Annotated in this window: 23 protein-coding genes and 1 other annotated feature; of the genes, 2 read left to right on the top strand and 21 right to left on the bottom strand. The window is 42.7% G+C overall.

Features of this window, described 5'->3' with window-relative positions; translation table 11 throughout:
- Nucleotides 1–68: 68 nt before the first annotated feature.
- The 5 genes from ACESR9_RS07955 to typA all read right to left on the bottom strand — a co-directional run bounded on the left by ACESR9_RS07955 (nt 69) and on the right by typA (nt 5,931).
- Nucleotides 69–1,304, bottom strand: coding sequence for a cell division protein FtsQ/DivIB (locus tag ACESR9_RS07955; RefSeq protein WP_373106246.1), 1,236 nt, complete (start codon nt 1,302–1,304; stop codon nt 69–71).
- Complete coding sequence (locus ACESR9_RS07950; RefSeq protein WP_373106245.1) at nt 1,288–2,370, bottom strand: UDP-N-acetylglucosamine--N-acetylmuramyl-(pentapeptide) pyrophosphoryl-undecaprenol N-acetylglucosamine transferase; 1,083 nt, start codon at nt 2,368–2,370, stop codon at nt 1,288–1,290. Before ACESR9_RS07950 ends, ACESR9_RS07955 begins: the two co-directional genes overlap by 17 nt.
- A gap of 1 nt (nt 2,371) precedes the next feature.
- The gene (gene murD / locus ACESR9_RS07945; protein WP_373106244.1) at nt 2,372–3,721 is read right to left on the bottom strand and encodes a UDP-N-acetylmuramoyl-L-alanine--D-glutamate ligase; all 1,350 of its coding nucleotides are present in this window, start codon (nt 3,719–3,721) and stop codon (nt 2,372–2,374) included.
- A 90-nt stretch (nt 3,722–3,811) separates the two neighbouring features.
- On the bottom strand, nt 3,812–4,060 hold the full coding sequence (locus tag ACESR9_RS07940; protein WP_004219693.1) for a DUF3165 family protein: 249 nt from the start codon (nt 4,058–4,060) through the stop codon (nt 3,812–3,814).
- Between the two features lie 23 nt (nt 4,061–4,083).
- On the bottom strand, nt 4,084–5,931 hold the full coding sequence (typA, locus tag ACESR9_RS07935) for a translational GTPase TypA (RefSeq protein ID WP_003011633.1): 1,848 nt from the start codon (nt 5,929–5,931) through the stop codon (nt 4,084–4,086).
- Nucleotides 5,932–6,109: 178 nt separating this feature from the next.
- Between typA and ACESR9_RS07930 the strand changes: the two genes are divergently transcribed.
- Nucleotides 6,110–6,835, top strand: coding sequence for a pseudouridine synthase (locus tag ACESR9_RS07930; RefSeq protein ID WP_314654251.1), 726 nt, complete (start codon nt 6,110–6,112; stop codon nt 6,833–6,835).
- A 191-nt stretch (nt 6,836–7,026) separates the two neighbouring features.
- On the opposite strand, the gene ACESR9_RS07925 is transcribed toward ACESR9_RS07930, so the two are convergent.
- The 3 genes from ACESR9_RS07925 to ACESR9_RS07915 all read right to left on the bottom strand — a co-directional run bounded on the left by ACESR9_RS07925 (nt 7,027) and on the right by ACESR9_RS07915 (nt 7,940).
- Nucleotides 7,027–7,260 carry a hypothetical protein gene (locus ACESR9_RS07925; protein WP_227223815.1) on the bottom strand — a complete coding sequence of 78 codons (234 nt, stop codon included), beginning with the start codon at nt 7,258–7,260 and terminating at the stop codon, nt 7,027–7,029.
- 81 nt (nt 7,261–7,341) lie between these two features.
- Nucleotides 7,342–7,722, bottom strand: coding sequence for a rhodanese-like domain-containing protein (locus ACESR9_RS07920; protein WP_314654081.1), 381 nt, complete (start codon nt 7,720–7,722; stop codon nt 7,342–7,344).
- The gene (locus ACESR9_RS07915; protein WP_373106243.1) at nt 7,722–7,940 is read right to left on the bottom strand and encodes a YqgQ family protein; all 219 of its coding nucleotides are present in this window, start codon (nt 7,938–7,940) and stop codon (nt 7,722–7,724) included. Before ACESR9_RS07915 ends, ACESR9_RS07920 begins: the two co-directional genes overlap by 1 nt.
- An 87-nt stretch (nt 7,941–8,027) precedes the next feature.
- Between ACESR9_RS07915 and ACESR9_RS07910 the strand changes: the two genes are divergently transcribed.
- A complete protein-coding gene (locus ACESR9_RS07910) occupies nt 8,028–8,687 on the top strand; it encodes a prepilin peptidase (RefSeq protein WP_314654080.1) in 660 nt (219 codons plus the stop codon).
- Nucleotides 8,688–8,694: 7 nt separating this feature from the next.
- Here ACESR9_RS07910 and trpB read toward each other — a convergent pair whose 3' ends face one another.
- The 13 genes from trpB to rsmD form a co-directional block, all read right to left on the bottom strand.
- Nucleotides 8,695–9,882 (bottom strand): tryptophan synthase subunit beta, encoded by a 1,188-nt coding sequence (gene trpB, locus ACESR9_RS07905; RefSeq protein ID WP_314654078.1) that lies wholly within the window; start codon nt 9,880–9,882, stop codon nt 8,695–8,697.
- A 121-nt stretch (nt 9,883–10,003) separates the two neighbouring features.
- Nucleotides 10,004–10,239: a binding site (T-box leader), on the bottom strand.
- 67 nt (nt 10,240–10,306) lie between these two features.
- Complete coding sequence (locus tag ACESR9_RS07900) at nt 10,307–10,834, bottom strand: VanZ family protein (protein ID WP_049498348.1); 528 nt, start codon at nt 10,832–10,834, stop codon at nt 10,307–10,309.
- Complete coding sequence (rlmN, locus tag ACESR9_RS07895) at nt 10,821–11,909, bottom strand: dual-specificity RNA methyltransferase RlmN (RefSeq protein WP_003005918.1); 1,089 nt, start codon at nt 11,907–11,909, stop codon at nt 10,821–10,823. Before rlmN ends, ACESR9_RS07900 begins: the two co-directional genes overlap by 14 nt.
- Before the next feature lie 6 nt (nt 11,910–11,915).
- Complete coding sequence (locus tag ACESR9_RS07890; RefSeq protein ID WP_049507012.1) at nt 11,916–12,491, bottom strand: YutD family protein; 576 nt, start codon at nt 12,489–12,491, stop codon at nt 11,916–11,918.
- Nucleotides 12,492–12,638: 147 nt separating this feature from the next.
- The gene (locus ACESR9_RS07885) at nt 12,639–14,351 is read right to left on the bottom strand and encodes a cache domain-containing sensor histidine kinase (protein WP_314654071.1); all 1,713 of its coding nucleotides are present in this window, start codon (nt 14,349–14,351) and stop codon (nt 12,639–12,641) included.
- Nucleotides 14,348–15,082, bottom strand: coding sequence for a response regulator transcription factor (locus tag ACESR9_RS07880; RefSeq protein WP_223325774.1), 735 nt, complete (start codon nt 15,080–15,082; stop codon nt 14,348–14,350). The genes ACESR9_RS07885 and ACESR9_RS07880 overlap by 4 nt, the downstream gene beginning before the upstream one ends.
- 58 nt (nt 15,083–15,140) lie before the next feature.
- Nucleotides 15,141–16,262, bottom strand: a complete 1,122-nt coding sequence (msrB, locus tag ACESR9_RS07875) for a peptide-methionine (R)-S-oxide reductase MsrB (protein WP_373106242.1) — start codon at nt 16,260–16,262, stop codon at nt 15,141–15,143.
- A gap of 12 nt (nt 16,263–16,274) precedes the next feature.
- Entirely contained in the window at nt 16,275–16,835 is a 561-nt protein-coding gene (locus ACESR9_RS07870; protein ID WP_257738706.1) for a redoxin family protein, read from the bottom strand.
- Nucleotides 16,836–16,891: 56 nt separating this feature from the next.
- Nucleotides 16,892–17,230: a hypothetical protein gene (locus ACESR9_RS07865; protein WP_257738528.1), complete on the bottom strand. Its 339-nt coding sequence runs from the start codon at nt 17,228–17,230 to the stop codon at nt 16,892–16,894.
- A gap of 26 nt (nt 17,231–17,256) precedes the next feature.
- Nucleotides 17,257–17,967: a thiol-disulfide oxidoreductase-associated membrane protein CcdA2 gene (ccdA2, locus tag ACESR9_RS07860; protein WP_004219721.1), complete on the bottom strand. Its 711-nt coding sequence runs from the start codon at nt 17,965–17,967 to the stop codon at nt 17,257–17,259.
- Between the two features lie 162 nt (nt 17,968–18,129).
- The gene (locus ACESR9_RS07855; RefSeq protein ID WP_373106241.1) at nt 18,130–19,212 is read right to left on the bottom strand and encodes a SepM family pheromone-processing serine protease; all 1,083 of its coding nucleotides are present in this window, start codon (nt 19,210–19,212) and stop codon (nt 18,130–18,132) included.
- A complete protein-coding gene (gene coaD / locus ACESR9_RS07850) occupies nt 19,196–19,684 on the bottom strand; it encodes a pantetheine-phosphate adenylyltransferase (protein ID WP_003011880.1) in 489 nt (162 codons plus the stop codon). Before coaD ends, ACESR9_RS07855 begins: the two co-directional genes overlap by 17 nt.
- Nucleotides 19,674–20,213 (bottom strand): 16S rRNA (guanine(966)-N(2))-methyltransferase RsmD, encoded by a 540-nt coding sequence (gene rsmD / locus ACESR9_RS07845; protein WP_373106240.1) that lies wholly within the window; start codon nt 20,211–20,213, stop codon nt 19,674–19,676. The genes coaD and rsmD overlap by 11 nt, the downstream gene beginning before the upstream one ends.
- Nucleotides 20,214–20,349: the final 136 nt, after the last annotated feature.

Raw genomic sequence — 20,349 nt, 5'->3', positions numbered from 1 at the left:
TTCATTATATCACAAAGAAGCCTAAAATGGACATTTTTTCTTCAATTATTTGAGATAATTTATGGGCTTTACTCATTCCCAGAAGAATTCTCCCCTTCTGGATTCTGTTCTTGATTCTGTTCTTGATTCTGTTCTTGGCTTGCTTCCTCAGAATGTTCATTCTGATTTTCTGTACTTTCAGCCTTTTCTTTCTCAGCTTGCTCTTTGGCATCTGCGATGGATTGTTCACTATAGCTGAAAACTCCAGCCTCCATATCGATAGTCGAATCATCGTCTAATTGCTTACTAATGGCTTTATAATAAGGAAGCTTGCGGGTAATTTGGGAAACAGGCACCAAGATTTTATTATCGTTTTTCATGGTGATGGTCACCAGATCCTTGGTGACCTTACTTGGTGTCAGATCTACCGAAACAATTTTATCCGTAATGGAAGAAGATATAGACTTCATTTCTTGGACAAATTGTCTAACCAATTCTCGATCTGAGAATTTTAAACTAATATAGGAGGACGGCAATTCCGAAGCTGGAGTTACTGTCTCAACGACTTCTCCATTTTCCAATACTGGATAGTGGTCTTCTCCGGTCACATAATAAGCAACTACTTTGTGTTCCACGACATTGACTTTAAAGGTCACTGGGAATTGATAATGCATGTGCACTTCTTTGATCCACGGACTAGCCGTTTTCATATTTTGTTCATAGACCGATTTATGAAGGAAGGTCGTCAGAGTATAATCTTCTTCTTTGATGCGACTTTTTTCATACAAGAGTTGCTGATCAACCGCTTTGTTCCCTGAAAATTCAATCACTTTCTGTGTGGACAAGGGACTTAAAAAATAGATTGAGAGAAGGGCGACAATCGAGCTGATTCCGATTACCGGAAGGGCACGATAGATATGGCGTTTTGCCACTGTCGGTTCCTTCTTTGGCTTTTTCGTCTTTAAGCCTTTAAAGAATGAAGGCTTTTTCTCTTGCTTCTCTGAAGGATCTAGCTCCTCTACAGCCGGATCATCCTCTTCTCCTTCTGAACTTTCTCCATCCGCATCTGGATCCTCTTTGGCCTCAGATTCAGATTTATCTTCAGATTCTTCTATTTCTTCAGATTCTTCCTCTGAGCCGGAAGCTGTTTCTTTTTCTGAAAGGTTTTCGTCTTCTTGTGCTTCTTCGCTTTCAGTTTCCTCTGTTTCAGCTTCTTCCGCTTTTTCAAGCGCTTTTTTTTCTAAATATTCTTTGTTTCTTTTTTGCCAGGCTGACAATTCTGTAATTTTGTCATCCGTTGGCGTTTTTTTATTGTCGTCCGTCATCTTTTCCCTTACTGATATCTTTTTGAAGCAGACCATAAAAATCGTCTAGTGAAAGGAGTTCTGTCGATTTTTCCATTGCTTGGTGGTAGACTTGGCTTTGCTTCAACATTTCTTGAATGGTTTCATTAAAGGTTTCGAGCGTCAATTGCTCTTCCTGCAATTGCTCTGCATAACCTTTATCCACAAAATATTGGGCATTTTCAATCTGATCGCCACGGCTGGCTTCTTTTCCTAGCGGTACAATCAAATGGAGTTTGTTCATGGCTAAGAGCTCAAATAAGGTATTGGCTCCACCTCTAGTCACCACTAAATCAGCCTTCTGGAGCATGGGTAAATACTGATCGGTTACATAATCCACTCGATACAAGCCACCCTCAGCCTGATTCAATGTTGAATCACCCGTCAAATTGATGATATTGTAGTGCTGCAAGAGCTCTGCTTGATGCTCTGTCACAAATTCATTAAAGACACGCGCACCGGCTGATCCTCCGACAAAGAGAAGGGTAGGCAAGTCTTTTCGGAAACCTTTTGTTTTTTCTTCTAAAACTTCTGAAGTTGGCGGAATATGATCTGTGACCTTGGTTACCGCACCGATATGCTCACTCTTTGTTAAACCATGAGCTTGCTCAAAAGTCGTGTACATCTTGGTAGCGAATTTATAAGCAATTTTATTGGCCAATCCCATCGAGAGATCCGACTCATGGATATAGACAGGGACACGCGTGAGTCTAGCTGCGATCACCGGCGGCACAGAGACAAATCCCCCTTTTGAGAAGAGAACTTGTGGGCGCACACGAAGCAGGATTGCAATGGACTGGAGCGTTCCCCAAGCCACCTTGAACACATCCATCATATTTTGGAAAGAGAAATAACGGCGCAATTTCCCCGTTGCAATTGAATGGAAGCGTATGTCTAGGCCAGACTTTTTGATCTCTTGGTATTCGATTCCTTTTTTGTCCCCAATATAATGAACTTCCCATCCATCTTCGATAAATTTTGGAATCAAGAGGAGATTAAGGGTCACATGTCCCACGGTTCCCCCACCAGTAAACATTATTTTTTTCATCTTATTTCAACCCTTTTACTGTAGCAAGGAATTCATCCCCACGCACTTCAAAATTCGGATACATATCCCAGCTGGCATTAGCAGGACTTAGTAGCACAACATCTCCGGGGCTAGCCAAGTCGAAGGCTTTCTTTGTAGCATCCGCTACATCTGCCGCATCAACATAAGAGACGCCAGCTTTATCTGCTGCGCGTTTCACTCGAGGAGCTGATTCCCCTAGAATCACCATTTCCTTTAAACCAGTAATGTGAGGCACCAATTCATCAAATTCATTGCCACGATCGAGCCCCCCTGCAATCAAGATCACCTTGCTGTTATCAAAACCAGAAAGAGCTTTTTGTGTTGCTAGAATATTAGTCGATTTGCTATCATTGTAGAATTTGACACCTTGAATCTCATCCACATATTGAAGACGGTGTTTCACTCCTCCAAAGGCTGACAAGGTTTCTTTAATGACCTCATTCTCTACTCCCCGGACTTTTGCGACCGCAATCGTTGCCAAGGCATTCTCTACATTGTGGCTACCTGGAACTCCCAGTTCATCTGCTCGCATAACAACTTCTCCCTTAAACTTGAGAAGTCCATCTTCCAAATAAGCCCCATCCACTTTTTCAACCGTTGAAAATGGAAGGACCCTTGCCTTGGTTTTTGTAGCCAGTTCCTTGGTCAGGTCTTGGTTGAAGTTCAAGACAATGACATCTTTTTCTGTCATATTCTTTTGAAGATTCCATTTGGCAGCTACATAATTTTCAAAAGAACCATGATAGTCGATATGGGTTGGCATGAGGTTGGTAATCACTGCAATCTCTGGATGGAAGGCTTCAATTCCCATCAATTGGAAAGAAGACAATTCCATGACCAGAACATCCTTTTCTGTTGCTGTTTGTGCAACTTGACTAGCTGGAAAACCGATATTCCCAGACAATAGACCACCTTGGCCGGCAGCCGTCAAGACTTCCCCGATCATGGTTGTCGTCGTCGTTTTTCCGTTTGATCCTGTAATCCCAATAATTGGCGCATCCGAGATCAGATAGGCCAATTCCACTTCAGTGAGGACGGGAATACCCTTTTCAAGCGCTTTTTCGACCATTGGGTTAGAATAAGGGATTCCTGGATTTTTGACCATGACTGCAAAGTCTTCATCCAACAATTCCAGAGGGTGACCTCCTGTCACAACTTTAATCCCTTCTTCCAGTAAACTTTGTGCTGCTGGATTTTCTTCAAAAGGTTTGCCATCATTGACGGTCACAATTGCTCCTAAGCGATCCAACAAACGGGCAGCTGACTCGCCTGACTTAGCCAAACCTAATACAAGAACCTTTTTATTTTCAAATTGTTTCACAAATTTCATGATTTCTTCGCTCCATTTTTATCACTCTCTATTTTACCTTTTTTTAGCAAAATTAAAAAGCCCAAAGGGCTTTAAAAATCACGTCAGCGTTTATTTTTTCTGTTTGGTCGTCATTTTGGAAATATCCACCAAAGCCAGGTAGCCAACAAAGGCGAGAAAGGCACCGACAAAAAACTCAGACGGTAGTTGGAATATCTGAAAAATGGCCAGACAAGTTAGTACGATAATGGAGACGATCAAGACCACCATTGTGACACTGTTTAAGGTACCACGAATACTTTTGGGGGTCATAAAAAGGTAAAAAAGGAGAATCAAAATCCCTAAGATAAAATAGACCATTTTGTTTCTCCTTTCTTTCCGTATTATTCAGCAGCTGCTGATTTTTTCTTTTTATTTGCTTTTTCGCGTTCTGCTTTGTTCAAGATTTGTTTCCGCAAACGGATAGATTCAGGCGTTACTTCCATGTACTCATCGTCATTCAAGAACTCAAGAGATTCTTCCAAGGTCAAGATACGAGGAGTCTTGATAACCGCTGTTTGGTCCTTAGTAGCTGAACGAACGTTGGTCATTTGTTTGGCTTTCGTAATGTTTACGGTCAGGTCGTTCTCACGAGAGTTTTCCCCAATGATCATTCCTTCGTAAACTTCTGTACCTGGATTGACAAAGATCGTACCACGTTCTTCGATAGACATGATAGAGTAAGTGGTTGCTTTTCCGTTATCGATTGAAACAAGAGCACCACGGTGACGTCCACCGATTTCTCCTGGAATCACTGGCAAGTATTGATCAAAGGTGTGGTTCATGATTCCGTAACCACGTGTCATTGACAAGAACTCAGTTGAGTACCCAATCAAACCACGCGCTGGAACAAGGAAGACCAAACGAGTTTGACCGTTACCAGTTGCGATCATATCCAACATTTCACCCTTACGTTCAGAAAGGCTTTGGATAACAGATCCTTGGTATTCTTCTGGTGTGTCGATTTGTACGCGCTCAAATGGTTCACATTTGACACCATCAATTTCTTTGATGATAACTTCTGGACGAGATACTTGCAATTCGTATCCTTCACGACGCATGGTTTCAATCAAGATAGACAAGTGCAATTCCCCACGTCCTGAAACGGTCCATTTATCAGGTGAATCAGTTGGGTCAACACGAAGAGAGACGTCTGTTTGCAATTCCGCTTGCAAGCGTTCTTCGACTTTACGTGAGGTTACCCATTTCCCTTCGCGACCAGCAAATGGTGAGTTGTTGACCAAGAAGGTCATTTGAAGCGTTGGCTCATCGATGTGAAGGATTGGAAGAGCTTCAACTGCGTCTGTCGGTGTGATGGTTTCTCCAACGAAGATATCTTCCATACCAGAGATAGCGATCAAATCACCTGCTTTAGCTTCTTGAATTTCACGACGTTCCAAGCCAAAGAAACCAAAGAGTTTGGTAACACGGAAGTTCTTAGTCGTTCCATCCAATTTAGAAAGAGTTACTTGGTCCCCAACTTTTACAGTACCACGGAAGACACGTCCGATACCGATACGTCCAACGAAGTCGTTGTAATCAAGCAGGGATACTTGGAATTGAAGAGGTTCATCTGAGTTATCAACTGGAGCTGGGATGTGATCAATGATGGTATCAAAGATCGGCGCCATTGTGTGCTCTTGATCAGCTGGATCGTCTGAAAGTGAAGAGGTTCCGTTGATCGCTGATGCATAAACAACTGGGAATTCCAATTGGTCATCATCCGCACCCAATTCGATGAAGAGTTCAAGAACTTCATCTACAACTTCTTCTGGACGAGCAGATGGTTTGTCGATTTTGTTGACAACAACGATTGGAACAAGATCTTGTTCCAAGGCTTTTTTCAATACGAAACGCGTCTGAGGCATGGTTCCTTCGTAGGCATCTACGACCAATACAACCCCATCGACCATTTTCATGATCCGTTCCACTTCTCCACCGAAGTCCGCGTGTCCTGGTGTGTCCATGATATTGATTCGAGTTCCGTTATAAGCAACGGCTGTATTTTTAGCAAGAATGGTAATCCCACGTTCTTTTTCAAGGTCGTTTGAGTCCATTGCACGTTCTTGCAATTCTTTACGTTCATCCAAGGTGTGCGATTGTTTCAACAATTCGTCTACCAAGGTTGTTTTCCCATGGTCAACGTGGGCAATGATCGCAACGTTACGAATATCTTCTCTTAATTTTGTCATGATTTCCTCTATAAAATTTTAAATAATATTTCTAACTGAACAATTATACCACAGTCCTATCTAAAAAACACAGTTCAGCTAGTTGTAAATGTTTTCATCTTCATTTCTTTTCTCCGACTCGATTTCCTTTTCTTTTCATGATACACTGATGATAAGAATTTCAGAAAAAGAGGCTCCCATGAGATTAGATCAATTGATGGCAGACCATCAGTACGCTCGCAAAGACATCAAACAACTTCTAGCCCGAAGGCAAATCTTGGTCGATCACCTACCAGCTCAAAAGCTATCCCAAAACATCGACCCTGGACTCCAACAGATTCAAATCGGGGAACGAATCATTCAAGAACCACGTCACCACTACTACATGCTCCATAAACCAATCGGGGCCGTGACCGCCAAAAGAGACGCCCACCATCCAACGGTGATCGATCTAGTGGACCCTCAGCAAGAGTACCCAGACCTCTATCCACTTGGTCGCCTCGATCGCGATACCAGTGGTCTTCTCCTCCTCACAGACAATGGTCCCTTAGGCTTTCAACTGCTCCATCCTCAATACCATGTGGAGAAAGTCTATGAGGTAGAAGTCAATGGATCGCTCTCATCAGAACATATCCAAAAATTCAAAGATGGGATTATCTTTTTAGATGGAACTAGCTGTAAACCTGCTCAACTTGAGATTCAAGTTTCAAGCCCCAGTCTAAGCAGAGCCACCATCACCATCTCTGAAGGGAAGTTTCATCAGGTCAAGAAAATGTTCCTCTCTGTCGGTGTCAAGGTCACTGCCCTAAAACGAGTTCAGTTCGGGGATTTTACATTAGATACAGAGCTAGCAGAGGGTCAATACCGGCCCTTGAACCAAGATGAATTACAAATTGTTAAAAACTATTTAGAATACAATCGGTAATATAAAAAGAGAGTGGGACAGAAATCGGTAATTCGTTAGAATTCGATTTCGTCGTCCCACCTCCGCACAGTTGAGTAGGGCTATAAAAACTGATGAAATCAGCGTAGTAGAGCCCACTCAACCACTGCGTCTTGTTCGACAATCCAAAAACAATTAAGAGGCTAGGACTTTTGTCCCAGCCTCTTTTTATTTTAATTTATTCCTGAGAGTTGTGAGATAAATACGATACAGAAAACTACAGAAAGGAAAATCCCTATAATGGAGAGAATTATTTCTAGACCATAGTCCAGTCCAGACTCTTTTTGATGCAAACTAGCCGAGACCAAACCCAAAACACCAAAAATAATACTTAACAGTGGAAGTCCAAAGACAAATATGATAGATAGAATACTCAAAACAAGTGAGTCTTTTTCCTTTTCTTTCATGTTCATAAAGCCCCTTAAAATTCATACTATAAAAAGTCCGTTATTAATAGAACTATTATATGGCAACTTTTTTACATCCAATTAACTGGACTTTACCTTCCCATTCCAAGAATCAAGACCATAAGACAAGACATAAATGTCTGTATAACCTTTTTTCTTGAGAAAGAGAGCCGCATTGGTTACTCGAGAACTACGGCTATTCTCATAGAGCAAAATTGGTTTGTCTTTGCGCAAGGCTGCAAGACTCAATTTCAACTGAGTAGAAGGAATGTTGCGTGCTCCTAAAATATGCTTGGCATGAAACTCAGCTGGCTCTCGCAAGTCAATCAACTGCCCTTGACGAATCAGCTCTTCAAAGGTTGCATTGTCCACAAATTTAGCAGCTTTACGGATGCGGAAATAATTAAACGCCATCCATCCAAATACTCCTAAAATAGCCAACCAAACAATGATATTTCCCATCACTCTACCTCACTCTTTTTCAAAAATTCTAATTCTTGCTTGTGTTCTCTTCTTAAAACGGTATCGGCTTCTATATAATCGAGCCGCTCCATCAGGCCTGCATCATAAAGACGTTGGAGCTCAATTTTCATCAATTCGATGTCATAGAGGCGCTTCCCTACGTAAATGATGATTCCAAAACGTTTTAAAAATTGTTGAACATCATACAGGTTTTTCATGTTCATTATTGTATCAAATTTAGAAAGGCTTTACAAGATTTTCAAGCAAATGATGAAATTTTCCGATTGCTTTACGAATAAATAAGTATGATCAACTTTTATTTTTTTACCATCGGTACTTGCATCGCCTCTTTTTTGGGACTCGTTGTCGATCGTTTTCCAAACCAATCCATTCTCACTCCTCGCAGTCATTGTGATCACTGTCAGCACGTCCTTGGAGTTTGGGATCTCATCCCCATCATCTCGCAACTACTCCATCGCTTTCGCTGCCGCTATTGTCATCAGCCCTACCCATTTTGGTACTGCCTTTTTGAGGTCTGGAGTGGCCTACTCTTTTTAGCCTGCGCCAATGGTTTCCTTTCTCTGCCTCAGCTTCTAACACTACTGGGAGCTGCCGTTTTAGCCATCTATGACCTTCGCTTTATGGAATACCCTTTATTCATCTGGTGCTGTCTCCATGCCCTGGTCCTCTTTTTATCCGGTGGTAATCTCCTCATGCTGGTCTTTTTACTCCTTGCGATAGGAGCTCACTTTTTCTTTATCGGAATGGGAGCAGGAGATTTTCTCTTACTAGCTACCTTTTCGCTGACCTTTTCTTCTACCCAGATTCTCTTTCTCATTCAGATCGCATCCATCTTAGGTATTCTCGTCTTTGCTCTCAAAAAAGAAAGAGACCGGATTCCCTTTGTTCCCTGTCTCTTTCTCAGTTATCACGCTTTACTGCTTTATACGATATTTTGCAGATAAGTTCTTCTTATTTTGTAGCTTTCGCTTCTAGATAATCAGCGACGGCAGCTACGTCCTTGTCCCCACGTCCGGAAACATTGATGATGATGATCTTGTCTTTATCCAATTGTGGAGCACGTTTGACTGCTTCTGCAATCGCGTGTGAGCTTTCAATGGCTGGGAGAATTCCTTCTGTCTTACTGAGAAGAAGAAGGGCTTCTACTGCTTCATCATCTGTCGCTGCTACATATTCGACACGACCAGAATCTTTAAAGAAAGCATGCTCCGGGCCAACCCCTGGGTAGTCCAAACCAGCAGAGATCGAGTAAACTGGCGCTACTTTTCCATCTTCGCCAAAGACAGCATAGGTCTTCATACCATCAACCACACCGATAGTCCCTTTGGTCATGGTCGCTGCGTGTTGATCGGTGTCCAAGCCATGTCCAGCTGCTTCTACCCCAATCAAGCCGACTTCCTCTTCTGCGACATATTCAGAAAAGGCACCAATGGCATTAGAGCCACCACCGACACAGGCAATCACATAATCCGGCAAACGGCCTTCTTTTTCCAAGATTTGACGTTTAGATTCTTCACTGATTACTTTTTGGAATTCATGCACAATGGTTGGGTAAGGGTGAGGGCCAACAGCAGAACCCAAAACGTAAAAGGCATCCAGATCCGCCATCCATGCTCCAAACGCCGCATCAACGGCATCTTTCAAGGTCTTAGTACCGGTTTCAACCGCATGGACGGTTGCCCCCATCATTTCCATGCGGAAGACATTCAAGCGTTGGCGTTCCACGTCTTCTGCCCCCATGTAGACATCACAGGCCATGCCAAACTTAGCTGCCGCTGCTGCTGTAGCCACACCGTGTTGACCTGCTCCTGTTTCAGCAATCACGCGAGTTTTGCCCATGCGCTTAGCCAAGAGGATTTGCCCCAAGACGTTATTTAATTTATGCGAACCTAGGTGATTCAAGTCTTCGCGCTTCAAATAAATTTTTGCCCCACCTAAATGATCTGTCAAACTTTCCGCAAAGTAGAGTGGTGTTTCGCGTCCAGAATAATCTTTCAAATAATGTTTGTATTCTGCGATAAATTCTGGATCATTTTTATACTGTTCAAAGGTTTCCTCTAATTGATTGAGCAAGTTTTGAATGGGTTCTGGTACGAAAGATCCACCAAATTGTCCGAAATAGCCTTTTGTTTCTGTCATGATTGTGTCCTCTTTTCTCTATCTTCAATCTTGTTTATGATCTTTTTCTCTCGCGGGCCCTTTGAGCTGCAGTCTCACTGGGTTCCTATGAGATACAAAAAACCTCACACAGAAAAATCTGTGTGAGGACGATTCGATACCGCGGTGCCACCTCAATTGTAGGAAGCTATTTTTTCTCCTACATCTCTGACCTGTCTAACAACAGGGTGCACGATAAGGTGTGCTCACCGAATTTTTATTGTTTCAAATTCATCATCATAAACGCATCAGCCCATTTCAAGATTCACCACTGCTTGTTCGCAATCACCACAAGCTCCCTGGAAGTGAGAAAAATCTCTACTTTTCTGATGTCTTGAAGCTATTATAGCTCCCGCTTCTGATTTTGTCAACAAAAATTTTAAAAAGTGGTTAAAATGTTCGGATTTTACATTTCACCATTTTTTGCTAGCAATCGTGCTCTGAAATACTGAAAGCCTATATAAGCCAGATAAGCCCCTAAGGTATTGGTCCACAAATCATCTAGCTCAAAGACACGATTGGCATCAAACAAGAGATCTAACAGAACTTGGCTGCATTCAATCCACAAGCTCATCGCAAAGCCGAAGCACAAGACCCGTTTGCGGCTCCTCAACCAGGGCCATAGCCAGAGAAGTTGAAAGACCAGCGGGCTTAACAAAAAGATATTGGCTATATTTTGGAGGATGACCTTAATGAGTTGGAGGACACTGGTAATCTGGCCAAGATTCATCACCGAATTAAGAGGAACTAGCAGGACGACGATACGACCGAAATGTTGAATACCCGGTGTTTCCATACCTGGCTCTGGCTGTTGGGGCAAAAAACACATCAAACACAAGAGGATAAAATAGAAGAAGCTGCCACTCCGTAACAGCCTTCTTCCTCTTTTTGTTAGTTCTGTATGATCCATCAGCCCTTGTTTAAGGTTGCGCATGTTCAACAATCGCTTTCTCCCGGTCCCGTTTCATGGTATTTGAACGCAATTGGCCACAGGCAGCATCAATATCTGTACCGTGCTCTTGACGAACTACACAGTTAACACCTTGTTTTTTCAAGGTATCATAGAAGGCCATGACCCGTTCTTTTGGACTCCGGCTATATTGGTCATGCTCACTGACAGGATTATAAGGAATCAAGTTGACATAAGACAATTTCTTGATATTCTTGAGCAATTCTGCCAACTCTAAGGCTTGCTCGACTCCATCATTGACTTCATTGAGCATGATGTACTCAAAGGTCACCCGACGGTTCGTAGTCTCAATATAGTATTCAATCGCCGCAAACAATTTTTCAATTGGAAAGGCCCGGTTGATCTTCATGATGCTAGAGCGCAAGTCATTGTTTGGAGCATGAAGGGACACTGCCAAATTGACCTGCACACCTTCATTTGCAAAGTCACGAATTTTATGAGCCAAACCAGAAGTTGACACTGTAATATGGCGAGCACCAATCGCTAATCCCTTGTCATCGTTGACCGTCCGGATAAATTTCAAGACATTGTTATAGTTGTCAAATGGTTCTCCGATCCCCATGACAACGATATGGCTGACCCGTTCATCTTGGCCACGTTCGTCAAAGTATTTTTGGACCAACATGATTTGAGACACAATTTCCCCATTGTTCAAATCGCGTTGTTTTTTGATCAAACCAGAAGCACAGAAGGTACAACCGATATTACATCCTACTTGAGTCGTTACACAGACAGATAATCCATAGTGCTGACGCATCAAGACGGTTTCAATCAACATGCCGTCTGGCAATTCAAAGAGGTACTTGACCGTCCCGTCTGCTGACTCTTGCACGATCCGTTGCTTGAGTGGGTTGACGACAAACTGATCATTCAACTTCGCAATCAAGTCCTTAGAAAGGTTGGTCATTTCTTCGAAGGACTGGACGCGTTTGCGATAGAGCCATTCCCAGATTTGTGCTGCACGGAATTTCTTTTCGCCGTTTTCTTCCGCCCAATCAATCATATCCTGGCGTGTTAAACTATAAATGGATGGTTTCATTCTTTCTTACTCCTCTTTTTGTCGAATCACAAAATGACGTTTGTTGTCTGTCTTAGTTGTCTTTTTAGTCTCAGCAGACGATCTTGTTTTTTTCGAGTTTTTGGCTGGTTGTCCCTTGTCGCGTTCTCGTTTTTGGAAACGATCTTTTTGTTTGCGATTGCGCGAACGCTTCTTCGGCTCTCTTTCTTCTGATTGAGCTTTTTTGACCGGTGATTTCTTATCAAAAGAAGCACGATGGGGTTCCTTATTTTCAAGGACAAAATAAGCACAACCATAGCTACAATATTCTAACAAATAATCGTCTAAGCGACTTAATTTATCCATCGTTGCAACATCGCGCTCTTCCTTATAGAAGCCACGCAAGCGCAACTGCTCATTGCTCCAATCACCAACAATGTAATCAAACTTGGTTAAAATCTCAGAAAATCGCTGACCAAAAACAGTCGCATCAAAAGCTTCCTTCTCATTTTTCAAGAGCTCAAAGGAGAGGTTTTCTGAAAGGATCTGGTCTCCTACCTGACGAAACACAGGTCCAGGAAATTTATTGTAATTATATAATTCAGGGTCAATCTCTTTTCGCATAGTGTTCCTTCATCAAAATCTATTTACTGTAACACTTTATTTTATCATAAATTTGATGACTTGCGTCAGATTTGACTAGAAAAGAGTGGAAATTCAACATTGAAAGTTTCCAAAAGGAAAAAGAGACAAAGAAGGCAATCTTTGTCTCTATACATGTTCATCAGATGATGAAAGGGGTAAAAATAGAGTAATTTTGGTATAGCTATTGGCCTTAGAATCAATCTCCATATGATAGGCTTCGCCAAATTGAAGATGCAATCGTTGGTCCACATTTTTCAAGCCAACACCTCCTAAACGAAGAAGGGTTTGGTCTGTTGATTCTGATCGATCAAACCCTCGTCCATTGTCAAAAATCGATACGCAGGCGTAGTCTCCACTGACTTCAGTTGTCACTCGAATGAGACCTGGCCGATCGATCTCTTTAATGCCATGGTAAATCGCATTTTCCACTAAGGGTTGAAGCACTAATTTGGGGAGCTGATAGTCGACCAACCGTTCATCTTCTAGAATTTCATAATTGAGCTTTTCACCATAACGTTGCTTCTGAATGAAAAGATACTGGCGGACATGGTCGATTTCATCTCTCAGTAGGATTTGTTCCTGGCCTTGGTTGAGAGCCAGTCGAAAATATTGGGCCAAAGACTTGGTGATGTCGACCACGCGCCGACTATCGTTAAACTCTGCCATCCAGACAATCGTATCCAAGGTATTGTAGAGGAAATGCGGATTAATCTGAGCCGAAAGTGCCCGCAACTCGTACCGACGTGCGTTCTGCTCCTCTTCCTTAACCTGTTGCATGAGGTTATCGATTTGGTCCAACATGGCATTAAAAGCTTGAGCGAGGGCCACCAATTCTGGAGATCCTTTGGCTGCAGCCCTCACGTGAGCATCTCCTGCTCCAATCCTCAAAATGATAGTCTGAAGGTCTTGTAAGGGTTTGATCCACAAACGCAGAACAAAGCCGATCCCTATCAAACACATGATCAAAGCTAGTAATCCTAGACCAATGAAAGAGTACAGGAGTTGCGACTGCAGCATCTGAAGTCCTTCAAGTGAAGCCACTCCAATCAAGGTCCAATCGCTATCTGGAATCGGAACCTGATAGATAAAATTCTGTCCTCCTTTAGCATAGCCATCTGTCACAGCAATATAGGGCTGCATGGCCTGCATTTCTTGGCTGGAGGAATAGACCGCCTTTTTAGGATGGTAGACAAACTCATGCTTTTGATTAATGATAAAACTAAAGCCTTGTCTCCCTAGTTGAAGGTGATCCAAGTAAGCCTGAAGGCTATCGTAGCCAATATCCAAGCGTACTACTCCGAGATTTTGACCAGCCTGATCGACCACTTCTTGGGTAATAGAAACCACCCATTTTTCTTTTTCCGAGGTCAAGGATTCCTTTCGAGCTGGCGTCAAAACTGGCATGGCTCTTTCCTTAATCGCCTCTTGATACCAACTTTCATTCATCATATCTGAGGAAGTCTGCATGCTGATTTTGGAATCTGTCGCTACCAGACGTCCATCCTTGGTCACCAAGACCGCTGAGACCAGGTCCGGATCCGTTTCTATCATCGTTCGCATCAAGTGTTGAACCGTTTCTTGATCCGCACTCTTGTCTTGGGCAAATTGGCGAACAGCCTGTTCCTTGCTAAGCACCGTTGTCGTCTGCTTTAATTTTTTTAGATAAGAGGTGATAAACTGACTGCTTTGATCGATACTATTTCTTGTCGTCCGTTCCGTTAGCTGGCGGATCGTCCCTGAACTCGTTTGATAGTAAAGGCTACCGATGAGACCAAAAAGTAGGAGAATGAAGAGAAAAAAGTAGAGGACCAGCTGAATCAGCAAGGGATATCGTTTCATTCATGCTCTCCTTTTTTGTACTGCCTTGGTGTCACCCCAACCACCTGCTTAAAGCGTTGAGAAAAATAGTTCATATCTTCAAAACCAACCTGATCGGCGATCTCATAAATCTTTAGATCTGTCGTGAGAAGCAAGAGTTGAGCCTTCTTCATTCGCTCCTGGATGAGGTAGTCTTGGAAGGGGAGTCCCAATTTTTTCTTGATCAATACACTTAGATAAGAGGCACTGAAACCAAGTTGATAGGCCAGATCCTTTAGAGTTAACTGAGAGTCTGCTAAACGAGCATGAATGGCTTCTTCCAAGTCTGTCGAATAACCATGACTGACCAAATCTTCGACTTGCGCCTTTTTTCGCTCTTGATCGAGTTTTCCCTTCACCTTTGCTAACATCTCTTCAATATCATCTTTTGAAAAAGGCTTCAGCAAATAATCATCTGCACCTAACTTGATGGCTTTCCTCGCAAACTCAAAGTCATCATAACCCGTCAAAAAAATGATATGACAAGACGGAGACTTCTCCTTGACGAGATGGGCCAGATCCAAGCCGTTCATTTGTGGCATATTGATATCAGTTAGAAGGATGTCGGCTGGTTGCTCTTGAAACTTCTCCCAGGCCTCACGGCCATTTTCTGCCTGGTTGATGACGGTCATTCCAAACTGTTCATAATCCACTAAGGAAGTCAGTCCCTGCCGGATAAGCTCTTCATCTTCCACAATCATGATCGCATACATGTCTTTCACCTACTTGTCTTTGCTATACTTATTATAGCAAATTATGGTTCCAAATGTCTCAGACGTAGTCCAATAAATAACCGTAGCCCTTTTCTTTCATTTCTGCTTTGGGAATGAAGGTAATAGACAAACTATTGATGCAATAGCGAAGGCCGCCTTTTTCCTTGGGACCATCGGTAAAAACATGGCCCAGATGAGAATTTCCTACACGGCTCCGAACTTCTGTCCGAGTCATATTGAAACTCTTATCCTCCTTATAGATGGCCACATCAGGACTAATAGGCCGACTGAAACTTGGCCAACCACAACCAGAATCAAATTTATCCTTAGAGGAAAAGAGCGGCTCACCGGTCACGACATCTACATAAATACCGGCATCAAACTGATCCCAGTAACGATTGGAGAAGGCCCGTTCGGTATCATTTTTTTGTGTCACCGCATACTCTTCAGGAGATAACTTCTTTTTGATTTCCTCATCGCTTGGCTTAGAGTAGCGACTGGCATCAATAACAGGATAAGAAGCCTGATTGACATCGATATGGCAGTACCCATTCGGATGTTTCTTTAGATAATCCTGGTGGTAGTCTTCCGCCTGGATGAAATTGGTCAGTGGCTCTTTTTCCACTGCTAACGGTTTGTCGTATTTTTTTGCTTCTTCTTCAAAGACTTGATTAATGGTTGGAAGGTCTTCTTGAGAGACATAATAGACACCTGTTCGGTATTGAGTCCCTTGATCATTTCCTTGTCGATTCTTCGACGTTGGGTCGATAATCCGGAAATAATGCAGGAGCAATTCTTTCAGAGATACCTTCTTGACATTGTAAGTGATGTAAACTGTTTCGGCATGACCTGTTTGAGGGACCAATTCATACTTGGTCGTTTCTCCCTTTCCATTGGCGTAGCCTGATACAGCATCGATCACACCTGGAACACGGGAGAAATATTCCTCTACGCCCCAGAAGCAACCACCAGCCAAATAAATTTCACGCTGATCCTTTGGATCAACCGTTTCATTTGTTTCCTTTTTGGCTACTGGAGTCTGACTCATCGATGCTTTTTTGATCTGCTCAGTCGTCGCATCTGATGTATCCAAGGCCATGGATCCTTTGATAAGGAAAAAGATTCCAAAACAAAATAGCCCCACTAAAAGAATGGAAATGAGTTTCCATTTTGTTTCCATTTTATGTCCTCCTTACTGCATGTTCTCTAGGGTCTTGAGGATATCCTCTTTATTCATATAGCCTATCTGGCTCTTTGATAAAGTCCCATCACTATTGATAAAGAGCGCCGATGGATATGAACGAATCCCATACTCTTTTAGCAGTTCCCCTTTACTATCTAGCAAGACCGGGAAATCCTTGTAATCCAAAGACTGGTACCAGTTTTTGAAATCTGCTTCCGATTTTTCACCATTAAAAGTTGGAGCTACAACGGATAAGACCACATAATCCTTACCCTCCTCTGCCTTTGCTAAATCATTTGTGTCGCCTAATGTTGAAAGACAGATTGAGCACCAGGAAGCCCAAAATTTGAGGTAAACTTTCTTTCCCTTGTAATCGGATAAGCGGTAGGTCTTACCGTCTACTCCTTGCAGGTTAAACTCCTTCACTTTCTTGCCAGATGGTTGCCTAGCCCCAGCTTTGGCTGTTTGTTGGCTCATGTCCTTATTGGAAGTAGCCATTCCTTGACTCGAACAAGCCCCCAAAAGTCCAGTACACAAGAATCCTGCAGCTACTAAAGCTAATTTCTTCATCATTATTACCTCTTTAAACAAGGAGAAAGTCATCCTCAGATGACCTCTCCCTTCTTTCATTCCTTGTCTGATTTCATATCAGATGATTCACTCTTTTCATTTTTCATTTCTGAATCGCTAGATTTCATCTCATCTTTTTTCATATCGTCCTTCATTTCCGAACTGCTGTCAGACATCATAGATGAATCTTTCATGTCTTCTTTTTTCATTTTATCATCGGACATGGATGAATCCTTCATGTCATCCTTCTTCATATCTTCCTTCTTCATATCGTCCTTCTTCATCATACTACTATCGTCCGTTTTTTTCATGTCTGAATCTGATTTCTGTCCAGAACAAGCTGCTAAAGTGACGATGCTAAGTGTAGCAATAGAAAGTGCAAGAATTTTTTTCATGATTTTTCTCCTTTAATCATTCAAGATTAGTGAAACAGGGATGCGAGGCTATTAAGATTTCCTAGCATCAGCAAGATGCCCATCAAGATGATGAGGGCACCACCAATTTTTTTCAAGGTTCCCATATGGGGCTTGAGCTTAGCAAAATGTTGTAGAACCCAGCTAGAAGCCAAGGCCAAAAGCAAGAAAGGCAGAGCCAAACCTAATGTATAGACCAGCATCAGGAGAGCACCTTGTAAAGCACCATCTCCTCCAGAAGCGGCAATGGCTAGAACCGAACTCAAAACTGGTCCGACACAAGGGGTCCAACCAAAACTGAAGGTGACCCCTATCAGAAAAGCATTGAAGAATTCATTGCGCTCCCGATTCTTTTTGAGTTGGATAGTCTTTTGCTTTTGGAGTTGTCTCAGATTGATCACTTCCATTTGGTGAATCCCTAATAGGATCACAATCCCTCCTAGCAGATAGCGAAACCAGGGAGCATAAAGCACCTGGCCAAGGGCCCCTGCACCGTATCCTAGAATCAGGAAAACAGTTGATAGACCTGCGATAAAACAAAGAGTCTTCACCAAGCCATACCAAGAAATATCTCTTCCAAAAATCCGAACAGTTTTCACACGTTCAGAATCCAATAGAATCCCTACATAGACTGGCATCAGCGGCAAAATACATGGGGAGAAAAAGGATAGAACTCCCGCTAAGAATACTGAAATGGAAAACAAACTGGTTTGAATCATTTCACTACCTCCCTTTCTTTCTGATACCAGTATAAAGAAAAAATCCCTCTAAAAATAGAGAGATTGATAAGCAAAAACTTGAATTTGATTAGAAGGTGAATCTTCCTATCTGCCAACTCTACCTCGTACTTTCAAGTACGAGACTGATCTAACAAGATACTTCTACTTCTTCTTCAAATAATCAATGGCGTCTTGAAGGGTTTTGACGGGTACGATTTTCATCTTCGAATGAATTTGTTTTGCTGCTTCTTTCGCTGTTTCATAGTTTGATTTGGCCTTGGGATTGGCTTTCTTTTCTTCTTTGGAAACAGGGTTATTAGGGGCGAAGAAAATTTCTGCTCCTTCTTTATCGGCTGCGACGACTTTCTTGTCAATCCCACCGATATCGCCAACCGTTCCATCTTGGTTAATGGTTCCTGTCCCTGCAATATGGCGTCCCTGACGAAGATCTGGATCAGCCACTTGGGTGTAGATGGCTAGGCTAAACATCATACCGGCACTTGGTCCACCAATCCCTTGAGTCGCAAATTGGACAGGAACATCGCCTTTGGCTTCAGTCCGGTCGATCAGGCTAATCCCGATTCCGTTTTTCCCGTTGGACAATTTGATGATCTTCCCATCTGCGGTCTTGGTTTGCCCATCTTCAATATAGGTCACCGAAACGGGGTCGCCAATTTTTTGAGAACCAACATAGTCAATCAATTCTTTGGAACTTTTAAAGGTCTTGCCATTCACACCGGTGACGGTATCCGCAATGTTCAAGATTCCCTTAAAGGTCGAGTCATCTGCTACCTGCATGACATAAACACCTAGAAAGTCCATCTGGGTTTCTTTTCCAGCTGCCTTTAACCCTTGGTAGATGGCCATATTTTGCGAGGTTTCCATATAGAATTGGTTAATCCGCGTAAATTCTTGGCTCGAACTACCACCTGTCATATCCTTGGCAGAGTAGATATCTGTAAAAGGGGTCGCCCAAGCATAGATCAAATCAGCCGGGGTCGCTTCTTTCACTGCCACGGTTACAAAGTCATAAGATCCTGATTTGGTATCCATTTTTCCATCAACTGTCATGACGGATCGAATATCTTCTGCCGTACCCGGCATCTCAATATAATAGGGCAGGCGAATCACAAAAGCAGAGAGCAAGAGGAGCAAGAATAGAACGCCTGCAATCGGCCATCGGTATTCTTTCAACCGTCCTTTTTTCTTTTTAGTGGTCAAGCTTGGTTTATTCGCTTGTGTCATCTTTGATTTCCTCCATTACACTCTTTGGTACATAAGGTGAGATATCTTGCTGGAAAGCCAGTAACTCTCGAATACGCGTTGAACTAATGGCCTGGTAAGGAGGCTGGGCATAGAGATAAACCGTCTCCAATTCAGGCGCCAACTGATGATTAAAATAATCCATATTGGCTTCGTATACCAGATCCTGTGCATTGCGCAAGCCCCGGATCAAGGTGATAACGCCAAGATTGCGCGCCACTGTCACAGCCAACTCTTGAGTTGACGTCACAATTTCAACATTTTCCAAATGAGCCAAGGCCCCTTTCACCATGCGCACGCGCTGCTCAATAGAAAAGAGTCCGACTTTTTCCGGATTATAAAAAATTCCGACATAGACACGGTCAAACAAGCGACTAGCTCGCTCGATCAATTGCACATGCCCAATGGTAATCGGATCAAACGATCCTGTAAACAATCCACTTCTATCTGACATATACTGTTACCTTACTAATTCCATAGATTTTTTCTTTCCAGATTCCCACTTGTCCGATTTCCTCAGGAAGTTCTACGTGTTTATCGGTTTCGCACACAATCATGATGTCCTCTGACAAGAGTTGGCGCTCGCACAAGGTTTCGATATCGCGAACAATCTCTTCCTTAGCATAAGGAGGATCCAAGAAAACTAAGTCAAAGGTGCCCGTTAGAAGTCCCAAGGCCTGCTTGGCCTCCATTTTTAGCAGTTGAAACCGTTCCTTTTCCTTAGTCATGGCAATATTGGATGCTACAATCTCCTGCGCTCTACGATCTCGTTCTACTAGAACGGCCTCTGACATGCCTCGAGAAACGGCTTCGATAGAGAGCCCACCGCTTCCTGCATAGAGATCCAGCACTCTTCCACCGTCAAAGTAAGGACCAATCATATTGAACATAGCCCCTCTGACCTTATCAGAAGTCGGCCTGGTTGTTTTTCCTTCAAGTGTTTTGAGGGGGCGTCCCCCATAGGTTCCAGATACTATTTTCATAGGGACCATTATACCAAAAAAAATCAGAAAATTGCGATTTGATATGGTCAAGCGATAATTAAAAGAGGCTGGGACAAAAGTCCTAGCCTCTCAATTATTTTTGGATTGTCGAGCAAGACGCAGTGGTTGAGTGGGC

The sequence above is a fragment of the Streptococcus parasanguinis genome, from assembly GCF_964238605.1.
In the GTDB taxonomy this organism is placed as follows: domain Bacteria; phylum Bacillota; class Bacilli; order Lactobacillales; family Streptococcaceae; genus Streptococcus; species Streptococcus parasanguinis_AJ.
This window is presented reverse-complemented; position numbering and strand designations above follow the sequence as displayed.

Excerpts from the sequence above, each read along its gene's own strand:
- ACESR9_RS07950 (WP_373106245.1), bottom strand. The coding sequence starts at position 2,370 with ATGAAAAAAATAATGTTTACTGGTGGGGGAACCGTGGGACATGTGACC.
- rlmN (WP_003005918.1), bottom strand. The coding sequence starts at position 11,909 with ATGAAACCATCCATTTATAGTTTAACACGCCAGGATATGATTGATTGG.
- ACESR9_RS07855 (WP_373106241.1), bottom strand. The coding sequence starts at position 19,212 with ATGACACAAGCGAATAAACCAAGCTTGACCACTAAAAAGAAAAAAGGA.
- typA (WP_003011633.1), bottom strand. The coding sequence starts at position 5,931 with ATGACAAAATTAAGAGAAGATATTCGTAACGTTGCGATCATTGCCCAC.
- ACESR9_RS07930 (WP_314654251.1), top strand. The coding sequence starts at position 6,110 with ATGAGATTAGATCAATTGATGGCAGACCATCAGTACGCTCGCAAAGAC.
- coaD (WP_003011880.1), bottom strand. The coding sequence starts at position 19,684 with ATGTCAGATAGAAGTGGATTGTTTACAGGATCGTTTGATCCGATTACC.
- ACESR9_RS07885 (WP_314654071.1), bottom strand. The coding sequence starts at position 14,351 with ATGAAACGATATCCCTTGCTGATTCAGCTGGTCCTCTACTTTTTTCTC.
- ACESR9_RS07890 (WP_049507012.1), bottom strand. The coding sequence starts at position 12,491 with ATGCGAAAAGAGATTGACCCTGAATTATATAATTACAATAAATTTCCT.
- rsmD (WP_373106240.1), bottom strand. The coding sequence starts at position 20,213 with ATGAAAATAGTATCTGGAACCTATGGGGGACGCCCCCTCAAAACACTT.
- ACESR9_RS07870 (WP_257738706.1), bottom strand. The coding sequence starts at position 16,835 with ATGAAGAAATTAGCTTTAGTAGCTGCAGGATTCTTGTGTACTGGACTT.
- ACESR9_RS07955 (WP_373106246.1), bottom strand. The coding sequence starts at position 1,304 with ATGACGGACGACAATAAAAAAACGCCAACGGATGACAAAATTACAGAA.
- ACESR9_RS07940 (WP_004219693.1), bottom strand. The coding sequence starts at position 4,060 with ATGGTCTATTTTATCTTAGGGATTTTGATTCTCCTTTTTTACCTTTTT.
- trpB (WP_314654078.1), bottom strand. The coding sequence starts at position 9,882 with ATGACAGAAACAAAAGGCTATTTCGGACAATTTGGTGGATCTTTCGTA.
- murD (WP_373106244.1), bottom strand. The coding sequence starts at position 3,721 with ATGAAATTTGTGAAACAATTTGAAAATAAAAAGGTTCTTGTATTAGGT.
- ccdA2 (WP_004219721.1), bottom strand. The coding sequence starts at position 17,967 with ATGATTCAAACCAGTTTGTTTTCCATTTCAGTATTCTTAGCGGGAGTT.
- ACESR9_RS07915 (WP_373106243.1), bottom strand. The coding sequence starts at position 7,940 with ATGAAAAACCTGTATGATGTTCAACAATTTTTAAAACGTTTTGGAATC.
- ACESR9_RS07925 (WP_227223815.1), bottom strand. The coding sequence starts at position 7,260 with ATGAAAGAAAAGGAAAAAGACTCACTTGTTTTGAGTATTCTATCTATC.
- msrB (WP_373106242.1), bottom strand. The coding sequence starts at position 16,262 with ATGGAAACAAAATGGAAACTCATTTCCATTCTTTTAGTGGGGCTATTT.
- ACESR9_RS07865 (WP_257738528.1), bottom strand. The coding sequence starts at position 17,230 with ATGAAAAAAATTCTTGCACTTTCTATTGCTACACTTAGCATCGTCACT.
- ACESR9_RS07910 (WP_314654080.1), top strand. The coding sequence starts at position 8,028 with ATGATCAACTTTTATTTTTTTACCATCGGTACTTGCATCGCCTCTTTT.
- ACESR9_RS07900 (WP_049498348.1), bottom strand. The coding sequence starts at position 10,834 with ATGCGCAACCTTAAACAAGGGCTGATGGATCATACAGAACTAACAAAA.
- ACESR9_RS07880 (WP_223325774.1), bottom strand. The coding sequence starts at position 15,082 with ATGTATGCGATCATGATTGTGGAAGATGAAGAGCTTATCCGGCAGGGA.
- ACESR9_RS07920 (WP_314654081.1), bottom strand. The coding sequence starts at position 7,722 with ATGGGAAATATCATTGTTTGGTTGGCTATTTTAGGAGTATTTGGATGG.